Source organism: Rhodococcus sp. 06-470-2 (assembly GCF_002258235.1).
In the GTDB taxonomy this organism is placed as follows: Bacteria; Actinomycetota; Actinomycetes; order Mycobacteriales; family Mycobacteriaceae; genus Rhodococcoides.
Genome location: NZ_NOYB01000010.1, coordinates 670,371 through 684,435, shown reverse-complemented (window position 1 = coordinate 684,435; position 14,065 = coordinate 670,371). Strand labels below are relative to the sequence as shown.

Annotated in this window: 12 protein-coding genes; 5 read left to right on the top strand and 7 right to left on the bottom strand. The window is 66.7% G+C overall.

Annotation, left to right across the window (positions count from 1 at the left end):
• Nucleotides 1-39: 39 nt before the first annotated feature.
• The 3 genes from purD to CH276_RS06625 all read right to left on the bottom strand — a co-directional run bounded on the left by purD (nt 40) and on the right by CH276_RS06625 (nt 4,673).
• Nucleotides 40-1,290: a phosphoribosylamine--glycine ligase gene (purD, locus tag CH276_RS06635; protein WP_094630425.1), complete on the bottom strand. Its 1,251-nt coding sequence runs from the start codon at nt 1,288-1,290 to the stop codon at nt 40-42.
• Between the two features lie 78 nt (nt 1,291-1,368).
• Nucleotides 1,369-3,423, bottom strand: a complete 2,055-nt coding sequence (locus tag CH276_RS06630; protein WP_094630424.1) for a glycosyltransferase family 39 protein — start codon at nt 3,421-3,423, stop codon at nt 1,369-1,371.
• Nucleotides 3,420-4,673 carry a bifunctional glycosyltransferase family 2/GtrA family protein gene (locus CH276_RS06625; protein ID WP_094630423.1) on the bottom strand — a complete coding sequence of 418 codons (1,254 nt, stop codon included), beginning with the start codon at nt 4,671-4,673 and terminating at the stop codon, nt 3,420-3,422. The genes CH276_RS06630 and CH276_RS06625 overlap by 4 nt, the downstream gene beginning before the upstream one ends.
• Nucleotides 4,674-4,787: 114 nt before the next feature.
• On the opposite strand from CH276_RS06625, the gene CH276_RS06620 reads away from it, so the two are divergent.
• A complete protein-coding gene (locus CH276_RS06620; protein WP_094630422.1) occupies nt 4,788-5,213 on the top strand; it encodes an HIT family protein in 426 nt (141 codons plus the stop codon).
• Nucleotides 5,214-5,223: 10 nt separating this feature from the next.
• Here CH276_RS06620 and CH276_RS06615 read toward each other — a convergent pair whose 3' ends face one another.
• A complete protein-coding gene (locus CH276_RS06615; protein ID WP_094630421.1) occupies nt 5,224-5,748 on the bottom strand; it encodes a winged helix-turn-helix transcriptional regulator in 525 nt (174 codons plus the stop codon).
• 74 nt (nt 5,749-5,822) lie between these two features.
• On the opposite strand from CH276_RS06615, the gene CH276_RS06610 reads away from it, so the two are divergent.
• Nucleotides 5,823-7,274, top strand: coding sequence for an MFS transporter (locus tag CH276_RS06610; RefSeq protein WP_094630420.1), 1,452 nt, complete (start codon nt 5,823-5,825; stop codon nt 7,272-7,274).
• Here CH276_RS06610 and CH276_RS06605 read toward each other — a convergent pair.
• Together CH276_RS06605 and CH276_RS06600 are read right to left on the bottom strand one after the other, a co-directional pair.
• Nucleotides 7,257-7,913 (bottom strand): response regulator, encoded by a 657-nt coding sequence (locus CH276_RS06605; RefSeq protein ID WP_094630419.1) that lies wholly within the window; start codon nt 7,911-7,913, stop codon nt 7,257-7,259. The two genes, CH276_RS06610 and CH276_RS06605, sit on opposite strands and share 18 nt — an antisense overlap.
• The gene (locus tag CH276_RS06600; RefSeq protein WP_094630418.1) at nt 7,910-9,574 is read right to left on the bottom strand and encodes a sensor histidine kinase; all 1,665 of its coding nucleotides are present in this window, start codon (nt 9,572-9,574) and stop codon (nt 7,910-7,912) included. The genes CH276_RS06605 and CH276_RS06600 overlap by 4 nt, the downstream gene beginning before the upstream one ends.
• A gap of 168 nt (nt 9,575-9,742) precedes the next feature.
• On the opposite strand from CH276_RS06600, the gene CH276_RS06595 reads away from it, so the two are divergent.
• The 3 genes from CH276_RS06595 to CH276_RS06585 are packed head-to-tail and all read left to right on the top strand — an operon-like array spanning nt 9,743 to nt 12,687.
• The gene (locus CH276_RS06595) at nt 9,743-11,125 is read left to right on the top strand and encodes a CitMHS family transporter (RefSeq protein ID WP_032395959.1); all 1,383 of its coding nucleotides are present in this window, start codon (nt 9,743-9,745) and stop codon (nt 11,123-11,125) included.
• Nucleotides 11,126-11,158: 33 nt separating this feature from the next.
• Complete coding sequence (locus CH276_RS06590; protein WP_032395960.1) at nt 11,159-11,569, top strand: universal stress protein; 411 nt, start codon at nt 11,159-11,161, stop codon at nt 11,567-11,569.
• Nucleotides 11,566-12,687, top strand: coding sequence for an AbrB family transcriptional regulator (locus CH276_RS06585; protein WP_094630417.1), 1,122 nt, complete (start codon nt 11,566-11,568; stop codon nt 12,685-12,687). The genes CH276_RS06590 and CH276_RS06585 overlap by 4 nt, the downstream gene beginning before the upstream one ends.
• Here CH276_RS06585 and CH276_RS06580 read toward each other — a convergent pair.
• Nucleotides 12,667-14,052 carry a sensor histidine kinase gene (locus tag CH276_RS06580; protein ID WP_094630647.1) on the bottom strand — a complete coding sequence of 462 codons (1,386 nt, stop codon included), beginning with the start codon at nt 14,050-14,052 and terminating at the stop codon, nt 12,667-12,669. The genes CH276_RS06585 and CH276_RS06580 overlap by 21 nt on opposite strands.
• Nucleotides 14,053-14,065: the final 13 nt, after the last annotated feature.

Sequence of the window (14,065 nt, the reverse complement as noted above, 5' to 3'; positions counted from 1 at the left end):
CGACGACCGGCTTCGACGAACCCGGCCGACGCGGCGCACCTACAGCGAGATGCGACCCTCCACCGCAGCCAGGCCGATGTCGGTGCGGAAGTGACTGCCCGGCAATCGGATTCCCGCGATACGGGAGTATGCGTCGTCGCGGGCGGCGGTGAGGTCGAATCCGGTGCCGACCACGCTCAGCACGCGTCCGCCCGCGGAGACGACTGCGCCGTCCTTCACCGCGGTGCCTGCGTGCAGCACGCCTTCCCCGTCGGAGCCGAGGATCTCGTCACCGGTGCGCGGTCGACCGGGGTAGTTCTCGGCGGCGATGACGACGGTGACGGCCGCACCGTCCTTCCAGCGCAACGGCGCAAGTGAGGCAAGCGTGCCGGTCGCCGTCGCGTTCAGCACCTCACCGAGAGGGGAATCGAGAAGCGCCAGCACCGCCTGGGTCTCGGGATCACCGAAGCGGCAGTTGAATTCGACGACCGCCGGGCCGTCGGCACCCATCGCCAGACCGGCGTACAGCAGACCGGAGAACGGCACGCCACGCTGCACCATCTCGGCGGCAACGGGTTTCACCACATCACGGACGATCTCCTCGACTGCGCCCTCGGGCAACCACGGCAGCGGGGTGTATGCGCCCATGCCGCCGGTGTTGGGTCCGGTGTCGCCGTCGCCGACGCGTTTGTGGTCCTGCGCAGGCAGAAGAGGCACCACGGTCTCGCCGTCGACGAGGCAGAACAGGGACACCTCGGGTCCGTCGAGGAACGATTCGAGCAGCACCGGGTGGCCGTTCTCGAGCAGTTCGGCAGCGTGATCGCGCGCGACGAGGCGGTCGGTGGTGACGACAACCCCCTTGCCTGCAGCCAGGCCGTCGTCCTTGACCACCCAGTTGGGGCCGAAGCGGTCGAGGGCTGCGTCGAGCAGGGCGGGTGAGTCGACGATTTCGCTGTGCGCGGTGCGGACACCTGCTGCTGCCATCACGTCCTTGGCGAAGGCCTTGGATCCCTCGATGCGAGCGGCGTCGACGGAGGGGCCGAATGCGGCGATGCCTGCCTCGCGGAGAGCGTCGGCCACACCGAGGACCAGGGGTACCTCCGGTCCGATGACGACCAGGTCGGCGTCGAGTTTCTTCGCCAGCGCGGTCACCGCCTCACCGGAAGCGACGTCGACCACGTGCTGCTCGGCGAGCTTCGCGGTGCCTGCGTTGCCGGGAGCCACGAACAGCTTCTCGACCGACGGATCGGCCTTCAACGCAAGTAGAAGGGCGTGCTCACGAGCACCGGAACCAATGACTAGTACGCGCACAGTGCATCAGACTATCTGCTCGACGCGAAAGCGCCCCGCACCTGTCATGGTGCGGGGCTCTTTCGTGGTGGTTCGGTGTTACTGCGTGAGGTCGTAGAACGTCACGTTGTCGACCGTGGTGGCGGTGAAGTTCTCGGTGACCCAGGCGGAGATCTCCGCCGAGGTACCCGACTCCATTCCCGGCATCCCTCCGCCGCCGATGAAGTAGTGGATCTGCCCCTCGGCGACGTACTGCTGGAACTCGGCGAGAGTCGGGGACGGGTCGGTGCCGTTGAACCCGCCGACGGGCATGACGGGCTCCTCGGTGGCCAATTGATAGCCGGCCGCCGTGTTGGCTCCGATGGCCGCTGCCACCCAGGTGTAGGAGTCGGCGTCCTGCTCGAGCATCTCGGTGATCGCGGTGGTCGGCTTGCTGCCCTCGAGAAGACCGCCCATTGCGCCGCCCATGCCGCCCATCTCGGCGCCACCTGGCATCTGGCCGGGAGCACCGGCCTGTCCCGGGAATCCCGCCGGTGGCTGCATCCCGGCCGGTAGCTGGACGCCTGCCGGCAACTGCACTCCGCCCGGCATACCGCCCTGACCGCGACGGCCCTCGCCCATACCGCCGAACCCGCGCATACCGGTGTTCGGGCCGGCCGAGACGATGGCACCGGTGTGCGGAGTACCGATCGTGTCGACCGCGTACGCCGTCGGCCCGGCGAGACCGGCGAACATCACCGCCAGGATCGACACCGCCGCCAGCCTGCCCCGGGTCAGCGCGGGTACGAGCAGCGTCACGACGGCCACAACTCCGACCACGAGAATCGCCCACTTCAACCACGGCACGAAACTCTCACTGCGGCGCAACAACACCCACGCCATCGCCACGGTGGACGCCACGGCGACGGCCATCGCGATGCGTACCCAGTACGTATCGCGTCGACGCCACAGCACCACGCTGCCGATGCCGATCAGCGCGGCGACGGCAGGTGCGAGAGCAACGGTGTAGTACGCGTGGAAGATTCCGGCCATGAAACTGAACGTCAGCCCCGTCACGAGCAACCACGATCCCCACACGATCAGCGACGCACGCTGCCCGTCGGTTCGAGGTGCTCTGCCGCGCAACACGAGTCCGACCACGAACAGGATCAACGCGGCCGGGAGAAGCCAGGCGATCTGGCCGCCCTGGGAGGCGTCGAACATGCGGAGGATGCCGGTCTCTCCCCAGATACCACCGGGCATGCCCCCGGGCATTCCCCCGGCCATGTCGGCACCCATACCCCCGCCCATACCGCCGCGGCCGGGGGTGACACTTCCGGTTTCGTCACCGCTGAGCCGACCGAATCCGTTGTAGCCGAGCGTGAGTTCGAGGATCGAATTGTTCTGCGAACCGCCGACCCACGGCCGCGACGACGCCGGCCAGAATTCCTCGATCAGAATCCACCATCCGGCCGAGACGATCATCGCGCCGAGTGCACCGAACAACTGCATCAGCCGGGTGAGAAACTTCGGCGGTCCGGCGATCAGGTAGGTCAACGCCAGCGGCGGTACGACGAGCATCACCTGGAGCTGCTTGGTGAGGAAGCCGAATCCGACGAACATGCCGGTGATCAACAGCCACTTGGTCTTTCCGGTCTCGACGCCGCGCAGCAGTGCCCACACCGATGCGATCATCAGCAGCACGAGCAGCGCGTCGGGATTGTTGAACCGGAACATCAGTGCGGCAACCGGAGTCACGGCCAGCACCAGGCCCGCGAGCAGACCGGCCGCGCCGCCGAAGCGACGCTTGACGGTGGCGCGCAGCAGGGCCACCGAGGCGACTCCGAGGAGCGCCTGCGGCACCAGCATCGCCCAGGCGTTGAGGCCGAAGATGCGCACCGACAACGACATCAACCACAGCGACATCGGGGGCTTGTCGACGGTGATCGAGTTGGCGGCGTCGGAGGATCCGAAGAAGAAGGCCTTCCACGACACCGAACCCGCCTGCACCGCAGCGGAATAGAAGGAGTTGGCCCAACCCGAGGCACCGAGTCCCCAGATGTAGGCGACGCCGGTGCCGACCAGCAACGCGACCAGACCGATCCACTCCCATCGCGGGGAGGTGACGGGCGCGGCCGAGGCGTCCGCGGCGGGGCGTTCGATCGTCGTCGTCACAGATTCTTCTCCGAACCGGCAGGCTGGGAATCGGCCGACGTGGAGCTACGGAAGACCCACCGCAGTGCGATGAATCGGCACACCGTGGCAACGAGATTGGCGACGATGAGGACGGCGAGTTCGACGTGCCGAGACACATCGGGCACCCAGGAATGCAGTACCGCGAGCGATCCGCTGGTGACGAGCAGAGCGAAACCGAAGATCGCCAGTCCCTGCAGTTGATGCTTGCCTGCGCCGTCCGATCCGCGGACGCCGAAGGTGAAGGCGCGGTTGGCCGCGGTGTTGAGTACCGCGGTGATCAGTAGTCCGAAGAAGTTCGCGGCCTGCGCGCCGATCAACGAGTGCAGCACCAGGTACAGCAACGCGTAGGCGACGGTGCTGGCGATGCCGATGATGCCGAATCGCACCATCTGGCTGATCATTCCGTGCGGTACTCCGGGCACGAGCGGCTCCCGTCCCAGGCTTCGACGCAGTTCGGCGACCGGCAGTACGCCGGTGGCCAGGGCGCGGCCGACGCGCCAGCATCCCTGCAGGTCCTTGACGGCGGTGTCGACGATGTTGACGCTGCTGTTCGGGTCGTCGACCCAGTCGACGGGCACCTCGTGGATACGCAGGCCGACTTTCTCTGCGATGACGAGCAATTCGGTGTCGAAGAACCATCCGGTGTCCTCGACGAGCGGCAACAGCTGTCGGGCGACGTCGGTGCGCATGGCCTTGAAACCGCACTGCGCATCCGAGAAGCGTGCGCGCAGCGACGTGCGCAGAATGAGATTGTAACTGCGCGAGATGAATTCGCGTTTCGCGCCGCGGACCACCCGGGACGATCGGTTGAGTCGTGATCCGATGGCGAGGTCGGAGTGACCGGACATCAACGGCGCGATCAGCGGCATCAGAGCGTTGAGGTCGGTCGACAGGTCGACGTCCATGTAGGCCACGACATCGGCGTCCGATGCGAGCCAGACGGCTTTGAGTGCTCGTCCGCGGCCCTTCTCGTCCAGGTGATGAACCCGGACTCCTTCGATCTCGTCGGCCAGCCGGTGTGCCACCGCGAGGGTGCCGTCGGTACTGGCGTTGTCGGCGATCGTGATGCGCGACCGGAACGGGATCCGGTCTTCCAGATGCTCGTGTAGACGACGAATGCACTGTTCGAGATCCGCCTCTTCGTTGTATACCGGGATGACCACCTCGAGAGTGGCCGTGGCGTTCGAGCCGGGCCGCTGGCCTGCTCGTGCGAGGGAATTCGTTGTCATGTGGACCAGAATCGGGCCCCGAGCTGGACCCACCCTGCGATGAACCTGGCAATCACCTGGGAGACGCGACCGGTGGAACGGCCCCGGTCGAATCGGGTAGGGCATCCTGTTCCCATGGCTTCCATTTTCAGCAAGATCATCGCCGGCGAAATCCCGGGACGTTTCGTCTGGCAGGACGACGACGTGGTGGCGTTTCTGACGATCGCACCGGTCACTCAGGGCCACACACTGGTGGTTCCGCGCGAGGAGATCGACCAGTGGCAGGACGTCGACGGTGCCGCGTTCGCGAAGATCACTGCCGTTGCCCAGATCATCGGCCAGGCGGTCAGGACCGCGTTCGACGCTCCCCGCGCCGGACTGCTGATCGCCGGGCTCGAGGTGCCGCACCTGCATCTGCACGTGTTTCCGGCATACGACATGGGCAACTTCGACATCTCCGGTGCCGACCCGAATCCGTCGGCGGAGTCCCAGGACGAGGCGGCGGCCAAGCTCCGAGCAGCGTTGCGTGAACTCGGCCACGAGGCACACGTCCCGAGCTGACGCACCTCGCTCACCGCAGAGGCGTGAGCAAGCGTCGACGCGTCCGCAGGTGCATGGACACCTCGTCGGATCGGGTGTCGGGGTCGTAGCCCGGGCCGATATCGGTGTCGATGTCGTGCGGACCGGGCGCGAGTCCGCATTCGGGGCAGATCCCCAACGGTCCGAGGTCGGTTCCGCAGGTCGCGTGCAGGAACCGTCGACGCTTCCCTGCGGGTTTCGCCGTCTGTTCCTCACCCCAGTAGCTCAGGGCGAACACGGCGGGCCACAGTCGTTCGAGGGCGACGGTCGGGACGTAGTCGTCGCGTCCGCCCTCGACGGCGCGGGCTCGTCGTTCGAGCAGCCCGGCCTCGACCAGTGCGCCGAGTCGTTGCGCGAGGACCGCCTTGGAGATGTCGAGGTGGACCTGGAAATCACCGAAGCGTCGGACCCCGAAGAAGCAATCGCGCACGATGAGCATCGTCCATCGCTCGCCGACGAGTTCGAGGGCACGGGCCAGGGAGCAGTCCTGGCGGGCGTAGTCGGTTCCGAGTGCCATGACGCGATAGTACAGTCTGTTGACCGAACCAAGTTGGGCGTTTACAGTTCGATCACCAGACCAAAAGGACGACGATGACCGACGCTGCACCCTCGCCCGTCAGCACCGACAACAGCACCCGCGCGCTCACCATCGCAGCGCTGGGCACCCTGCTGACTCTGATGGCGTTCACCGCACCACTCGCCACGATCAACAGCACCGCCGCGGACCTGATGTCCGACGCAGCAGGACGCACCTGGATTCTCAGTTCGATGAGCATCGGCCTCGCTGCCGCCCTGCTCACCACCGGTACCGTCGCCGACGACTTCGGCCGCCGACGCACCTTCGCACTCGGTGCGGCGGTCCTGGCCGTCGGTGCGATCGTCTGCGCCGTCTCTCCCGACACTCTGATCTTCGTCCTCGCCCGCATCCTGCAGGGTCTCGGCGGCGCGGCCGTCATCGCGTCGAGCCTGGGGATCATCGCGCACACTCACCCGGCCGGTCCGGTGCGCGCGAAGGCGAGCGGGGTGTGGGGCGCGAGCGTGGGTGCAGGCATCGCTCTCGGCCCGCTGCTCGCCGCCGTACTCGATCGCTGGGCGAGTTGGCGGGAGGCCTACGTGGTTCTCGCGGTTGCCACGGTCGCATTGGCCGTCGCCGCGCATGTGCTCGTCGAAGAATCCAGGTCCGACGCCCCGCGTGGCCTCGATCCGGTCGGTGCGCTGCTGTTGGCCACGGGCGTCGCCGCGTTGCTGGCCGCGCTGGTCGAGGGCAGGCAGGGCTGGATCGCCGTCACTCCGATCGTGCTCTTCGTCCTCGCGGCCCTGCTGCTGTCCGCGTTCGTGGTCCTCGAATTGCGCGGTGCCACTGCGATGCTCGATCTGACACTCTTCCGGCACCCACCATTTCTGGCCGCCACGGTCGCCGCGCTGGCCACCGGCGGCGGCATCATCGCCCTGATGTCGTACATGCCCGGATTCCTCGGAACCGCGCTGGGTATCGATGCGCTCGGTGCCGCCCTGCTGCTGTTCGGGTGGTCGGCCACGTCCGTGGTCACCGCCTTGCTCGCCCGCAGGCTGCCCGCATCGATGAGCGGTCGGACGCAACTCGCCGTCGGTCTGGTCGGCGTCGCGATCGGCATGGTGATGCTCACGGGGTTGTCCGAGAACGCATCCTGGCCGCGACTGCTGCCGGGACTGCTCGTGGCAGGAGTCGCCAGCGGGATACTCAACGCCGCCCTCGGACGCGAGGCCGTGGCCAGCGTGCCCACCGGCCGCGGCGGCATGGGCAGCGGTGCCAACAACACCGCGCGCTACGTCGGCTCCGCCATCGGAGTCACCGTCGTTGCGGTGGTGGCCGTTCCGGCCGGCGGGAGTGGAGCCCGCGGAATGACCCAATTTGCGGGCAGTGGAGCCCGCGGAATGACCCAATCGATCAGCAGCCACAGCACGACTGCGCTGACCGAAGGGTGGAACACCGCAGCTCTGGTCACCGCGGCGATCTCCGTGGTCGGAGCCGTGGTCGTGGCGGTCTCACGCTCCCGGCGGTAACGAGTACTCCTGCTCCGGCCTGCCGGTCGACCCATAGCGCAGCTGCATGCGCAGTCGACCCTTGGACACGAGGGTGGCCAGGTAACGCTGCGCGGTCGCACGTGAAATGCCGATGGCCGCAGCAACTTCACCCGCCGACATCGGATCGGCGGTCGCGCGCACGGCGTCGAGCACCAGATCACGGGTGACGGACTGCGAGGACGGCAGCGGTGCCGCCGCGCGCGGACGCAACGCGTCGAGTCCGCTGTCGATGTCGGCCTGGCTCAGCTCGTCCGAACGGTCGAGAGCGCCGCGGTACGTCCGGTATCCGGTGAGGCGATCGACCAACGCCGAGCGCGGAAACGGTTTGATCAGATACGTCCAGGCACCCGCGGCCAACGCCGATCGAACGGTCTGCTGATCCGCCGCCGCGGAGAGCACCACGGCGTCGCACTCGAGTTCGCGTACCAGGTCGATTCCCGATCCGTCGGGCAGATAGACGTCGACCAGCGCCAGATCGAACGCCTGCGTCGACGCCAACTCCCGCGCCTGGGCGATGCTCGTCGCCACCGCGGCCACCTCGTAGTCGTCCAGCGAATTCACCAGTGCCGCATGTAGATCCGCGACCCGGAAATCGTCGTCCACCACCAGTACTCTCATTGCGACACCTCGTCGGTCAGTAGTGCGTCCGGGATCGACGCGATGAACACTGCGCCTCCTCGTTCGTTCTCGTCGGTGATCTGCCCACCGACATCGGCCAGCGTCACGTCGCCGCCGCGGGTACGTGCGATCTGCCGACTCAGCGCCAATCCCACCCCTCGGCCGCCCGGTGAGTCCGCCGTCGACTTGGTCGAGACTCCCTCCACGAACACCTGATCGACTTCCAGATCCACACCGTCGCCGGAATCGACGACCACGATGTGCAGGGTCGAACCGTCCTGCACCAGTTCCACTTCCACCTCGGCGGGCCTGCGGACTCCCAGCCTGGCAGCATCGATCGCATTGTCGACGAGGTTGCCCAGCACAGTCGTCACGTCGACGGGAACGGCGACCTCTCCCCCGACCCAGGTGTTCTCGCCCAACACCATTCGCACCCCGCTCTCACGCGCGTGCGCGGCTTTCGCGGTCAGGAACGACCGCAGATAGGCGTCGGACAGCGCATCGATACCCTCGACGGTTTCCGATCTCGGCCCCACGCCGAGTATTTCGTCGATGTACTGCGACGCACGATCCGGGTGGCCCTCGTGCAGCAGTCCGCTGACCAGATGCATTCGGTTCGCGAACTCGTGGCGCTGGGCGCGCAGTACGGCGGACATCGACTGCACCGCGTCGAGTTGACGCGTCAGCGTCTCGACGTCCGTTCGGTCACGCACGGTCAGCACCGTACCCAGATTTCGATTGTCACGCAGCACTTTTCGAGCGGCTGCGACGACCACGACCTCGTTCACCGCCGCGAGTACGGGTTCGGCCGTCGGAGATTCGATGACCTCGAGCAGTCTCGGAGTCAGACCGATGTCCTCGATCCGCATCCCCGGCTTACCGTCGATCGAGAGCAACGAGCGCGCTTCGTCGTTGACGACCGTGACGACGCCGTTCGGATCGATGGCGACCACGCCCTCGCCGATGCCGTGCAGCACGGCCTCCTGTTCACGCACCAATTCGGCGAGCTCCTCCGGCTCGAGCCCCAGCGTCAGTCGTTTCCACCTGCGCGCCAACAGGGTCGAGCCGGCCAGCCCGAGCAACAGCACGGCACCGGTCACCAACCCGCCGTTGACCAGATCCTTCACCAGCTCGGTACGCACGGCCGTGGTCGATATGCCCACGCTCACTTCGCCGACCACCACGTCGGTCGAACCGAGCGCCAGCACAGGCACTTTCGCGCGTACGGAGTCGCCGAGGGTGCCGCGCTCCTGCTCGACCACCTCGTTGCCCGCCAGCGCACCGGATGGATCGGTACTCACCCGCTGGCCCAACACCGTCGGATCGGGGTGCGCCAAGCGAAGACCGCGATCGTCGGTGATGACGACGAACAGGGCGTCGGTGCGGGTGCGGGCGCCCTCGGCCGCGCGCTGCAAGGCCCCGCCCGCCAGCACTCCCGCGGGCGCGGCGTCGGTGCCTGCGGTGTCGACTGCCGAGAACTGCTCGACGAGCGAGCGCACCTCCGGGTCCGACGCCACCGTCCGGGCGACCGCGAGCGCGCGCTCGCCGTACTCCTCGCTCGCCTGCCTGCCGCTGCTGATCGCGAACACCCCGAACGCCACAGCCAGGGCCACCGCCACCAGCGCTGCCTGCAACAACAGCACCTGGGTCCTCAATCGCACTCGTTCAGGCTATGCGTCGGGCGGGCTCGAGCACAATGCGCAAAAGGCTCTTTACGTTGCTTGCGCGGGTAGTGCGCACAACGGCGACCATGTGATGCCGGTTACGTAACTTCAGTCACACACGCAGTCCAACCGGACCCACCTCACACATTCGAGAAGGAGTGCACGATGTTGGTGATACTCGGCTTCCTCATGGTAGCCGCCTTCATGTTCTTGATCCTGACCAAGAGAGCCACGCCCGTCGTCGCACTCACCCTCGTACCCGTCATCTTCGGTCTGCTGGCCGGCGCAGGGCTCGGCATCGGTGACATGATCACCGACGGCATCAAGTCGCTGGCCCCCACCGCGGCCCTGCTGTTCTTCGCCATCATCTTCTTCGGCATCATGATCGACGTCGGACTGTTCGACCCACTGGTGCGCGGCATTCTGCGCCTGGTGCGCAACGATCCGATGAAACTCGTTGTCGGAACGGCCATTCTGGCCATGGTCGTCTCGCTCGACGGTGACGGCTCCACCACGTTCATCATCGTCACGTCCGCCCTGTTGCCGCTGTATCTCAAACTCGGTGTCAGCCCGGTCATTCTGACGGTCGTCGCCGGTCTCGCCAACGGCACGATGAACATCATTCCGTGGGGCGGCCCGACGGTTCGCGCTGCTTCCGCTCTCGGCATCTCCCCGTCCGACGTGTTCGTTCCGATGGTTCCTTCCATGATCGTCGGCCTGATCATCGTGCTGCTCTTCGCCGTTCACCTGGGCATCATGGAGCGCCGACGCATCGGCAAGCTGATCTACGAGCCCGAGTTGGTGGCCTCCGGTGGCGGCGGCAGTATCCGCAAGGGTGGCAAGGCAACCGGCGGTGCAGGCACCGGCGGATCGGACGACGGCGAATCGGGTCAGTTCTTCGACGGTCTCGACCCCAACCGCGACACCCTGCGCCCGAAGCTGCTGTGGTTCAACGCTGCTCTGACGGTCATCCTCCTCGTCATCCTCGTCATGGACATCCTGCCCATCCCGGTGCTGTTCATGATCGCTGCCTCCATTGCCCTGACGGTCAACTTCCCCAAGGTCAAGGAGCAGGGCGACGCGATCGCACGGCACTCGTCGTCCATCGTCTCGGTGGTCGCCATGGTGCTCGCCGCGGCAATTCTGACCGGCGTCTTCCAGGGCACCGGCATGGTCGAGGCCATGGCGGAGTGGCTGCTCAACGTCATCCCGTCCGGCATGGGCCCGTACCTGGCCGTCATCACCGGCATCCTGAGCATCCCGCTGACGTTCTTCATGACCAACGACGCCTTCTACTTCGGCATCCTGCCGGTGCTGACCGAGACCGCAGGCAAGTACGGCATCGACCCGGTCGAGATGGCCCGTGCGTCGATCACCGGTCAGCCCGTCCACCTGCAGAGCCCGCTGGTTCCGGCCATCCTGCTGCTGGTCACCCTCGCCGGAGTGTCACTGGCCGATCACCACAAGAAGGTGCTGTGGCGAGCGGTGGTCGTCTCCCTCGCGATGCTTGCCGTCGGCATCGTCCTCGGCCAGATCCCGTTCGGCTGATCCCCCACCCCATCTCGCGTAGGAGAAACCGTCATGACTGTTGGCGTACTGCACAACAATTCACCCGAGGGCCGCGCAGCACTGGCGGCAGCCGTTCGAGAAGCACGCATCCGCGAGACGGACCTGGTCGTCCTGCACGCACTCTCCGGATCGGCCGAACCGTCCGCCGAGGCCGCCGAGACGCAGGCCGTGTCCACGTCGGTGGAGACCGCTCTGACCGACATCGACCACGCCGACGCGGTCTCCTGGACCGTGGCAGTCGGTCGGCCCGACCCCGACGCCGTCAACACACTGCTGACCCTGGTGGAGGAGCAGAAGTCGGAGATCCTGGTGGTGGGTTCGCGGCACCGCTCGGCGGTCGGAAAGTTCCTGATGGGACAGACCATTCAGCGTCTGCTCCTCGAGATCCCGGTCCCGGTTCTGCTGGTCAAGTCCGGAGCATGAGTGCTCCCACACCGATGAAACGAGTACTCGGGTACAGCCTCCGATGGATCGGCCTCGCGGCCGTATCCGTCGGGGGCTGGGCCCTTTTCGCGACTCTGGGTCTGACAGCACCGTCGCTGTTCGCCGCACTTGTCGTCGCCGTTGTCTTCGCACTCACCGGCCTCGGTCCGGCTGCCGTCCCCCGTCCGGCATCGATGGCGGCGCAGGGCACACTGGCGGTGACGATCGGGTTGATGCTCGACACCGACACACTGGGTGCGTTGGGCGAGAACTGGATTCCCGCAGTTCTCGTCGGTGCGGGGACACTGGTCGTCAGTGCAGGCTGCGGCGCGCTGCTGGCTCTGCATCGCGACGTCGACCCGGTCACCGGAGCGCTGTCCCTGATTGCCGGTGGCGCAACGGGTCTGGTGTCCATCGCCCGAGAGCTCGGCGGGGACGAGCGCATCGTCGCGGTGGTCCAGTACCTACGCGTCGCACTCGTGGTGGTCACGATGCCGCTGATCGTCACGTTCGCGTTCCATACCGACACCGGTGGTGGGACAGCGTCGTCCGAGCAGTCGACGACGCCCTGGTACATCGGTACGGCCTTTCTGATCGCTGCCGTCATCGCCGGAATCGTTCTCGCTCGGATCATCCGACTACCCGCGCCCGCCACCCTCGGACCACTGATCGTGGCCGGCACCTGCGAACTGCTCGGCTGGCCGGTCGACATCTCGGTACCCGCCGTGCTGCTGCCGGTGGCGTTCATCGTCATCGGATGGCAGGCGGGGCTCGCCTTCACCGTCTCCAGTCTGCGGGCGATCGGTCGGATCTTCCCGTGGGCTGCTCTGCTGGTCGTATCGATCGGGGTGATCTGCGCACTGTTCGGCTGGGCACTGTCTGCGATCACCGGAGTCAGCATGCTCACCGGCTACCTCGCGACCACGCCCGGTGGATTGGCCGCCGTGCTGGCCGTGTCCGCGACGACGGGATCGGACGTCACCTTCGTCGCGTGCGTTCAGGTGATTCGGTTGGTGTCGATGCTCGTCGCCGCGCCACTCGCCGCAGCCGCGTACACGAAGCTGGCCGAACGCAAGAAGGGCGCAACGGCACGCGAATCAACCGTCGGCGCGGGGTAATTCGACTCGGAAGGTCGCGCCCTGCCCCGGGGCGCTCTGCACTGTCACAGTTCCGCTGTGCGCCGCTACCAGGGCCGCCACGATCGACAGACCGAGCCCGCTGCCCCCGCTCTCGCGTGTGCGCGAGGAGTCGGCTCGATAGAAGCGCTCGAAGACGTGCGCGGCCTCTTCCTTGCCCAGACCGGGTCCGGTGTCCTGTACTTCGAGCAGCACCGACGACTGGGTGGTCCCGACGCATACGGTGATCGACGCGGATTCCGGCGTGTGCCGTACCGCGTTTCCGACGAGGTTCGCGAGCACCTGACGCAGCCGCGCGTCGTCGCCGCGGACTTCGGGTATTCCCGGCCCCGCCAACACTTTCAGAGAGATGTCCCGCGTGGGCGAGACGGCCTTGGCGTCGTGCACCGCATCGGCGGCGACGGTCAGCAGGTCGACGCGCCGCATGTCCAGAGGCCGTTGCGCGTCGAGGCGCGCGAGCATCAACAGGTCTTCGACGAGCAGGCCCATGCGCGCCGACTCGCCCTCGATTCGATTCATCAGCAGCGAGATGTCACTCATCGCACCCTGTCGGTACAGCTCGGCGAACCCGCGAATGGTCGTCAGCGGTGTTCGTAATTCGTGGCTGGCGTCGGCGACGAAGCGGCGCATTCGATCCTCGGATGCGCGCGCGGCCTCCTCGGAGGCGGCAGTGGCCGCGAACGCACGCTGAATCTGCGAGAGCATGCCGTTCAGGGCCGCCGACAACCGGCCCACCTCGGTCTTCTCACTCCACTCGGGAACTCGACGGTGGAGGTCTCCGGCGGCGATGGCCGCGGCAGTGGTCTCCACCTCACGCAACGGTCGCAGGCTGCGCCGCACCACGAAGTAGGCGATCACGGCCAGTGCCAGCAACACGGCTGCGCCGATGTAGAACTGGAGTACCACGAGTCTGCTGACGGTCTGCTGATTGGCGTTGAGCGACATGCCGACGGTGGTGGAACCCTCGCTGTTCGTCACCGTGATCACCCGCCACTGCTTCGACGGGTCGCCCTCGGAACCGACGGTTTTCGGGGCCGCCGACGGCGTGCCCGACAGATCCGGAACATCCTCTGTCACATCGTTGATCGGGCCGCGCACGGTACCGTCGTCGGCGACGAAACGAACGTAGAAGTTGGACGGCGGGCGACTTGGATTGGGCTCGTCGACCGGGAAGGGCGGGCGTTCGTTACCCGGCCTGGCCCAGCCCACGGACGCCTCGATCAGTTGTTGATCGAGACGACGCATCAACGACGTCTCGAGCGAGGAGGTCACGGCAATCCCCGACGCCAACAGGCCGAGACCGACCAGGAGCAACAGCGCGGCGACCAAGGTGAAGCGCAGCGGCAGACTTCGAATCCGA

Bases quoted from the DNA above. Each gene is read 5' to 3' on its own strand.
- CH276_RS06625 (WP_094630423.1), bottom strand. From the start codon at position 4,673: ATGACAACGAATTCCCTCGCACGAGCAGGCCAGCGGCCCGGCTCGAAC.
- CH276_RS06620 (WP_094630422.1), top strand. From the start codon at position 4,788: ATGGCTTCCATTTTCAGCAAGATCATCGCCGGCGAAATCCCGGGACGT.
- CH276_RS06615 (WP_094630421.1), bottom strand. From the start codon at position 5,748: ATGGCACTCGGAACCGACTACGCCCGCCAGGACTGCTCCCTGGCCCGT.
- CH276_RS06610 (WP_094630420.1), top strand. From the start codon at position 5,823: ATGACCGACGCTGCACCCTCGCCCGTCAGCACCGACAACAGCACCCGC.
- CH276_RS06605 (WP_094630419.1), bottom strand. From the start codon at position 7,913: ATGAGAGTACTGGTGGTGGACGACGATTTCCGGGTCGCGGATCTACAT.
- CH276_RS06595 (WP_032395959.1), top strand. From the start codon at position 9,743: ATGTTGGTGATACTCGGCTTCCTCATGGTAGCCGCCTTCATGTTCTTG.
- CH276_RS06590 (WP_032395960.1), top strand. From the start codon at position 11,159: ATGACTGTTGGCGTACTGCACAACAATTCACCCGAGGGCCGCGCAGCA.
- CH276_RS06585 (WP_094630417.1), top strand. From the start codon at position 11,566: ATGAGTGCTCCCACACCGATGAAACGAGTACTCGGGTACAGCCTCCGA.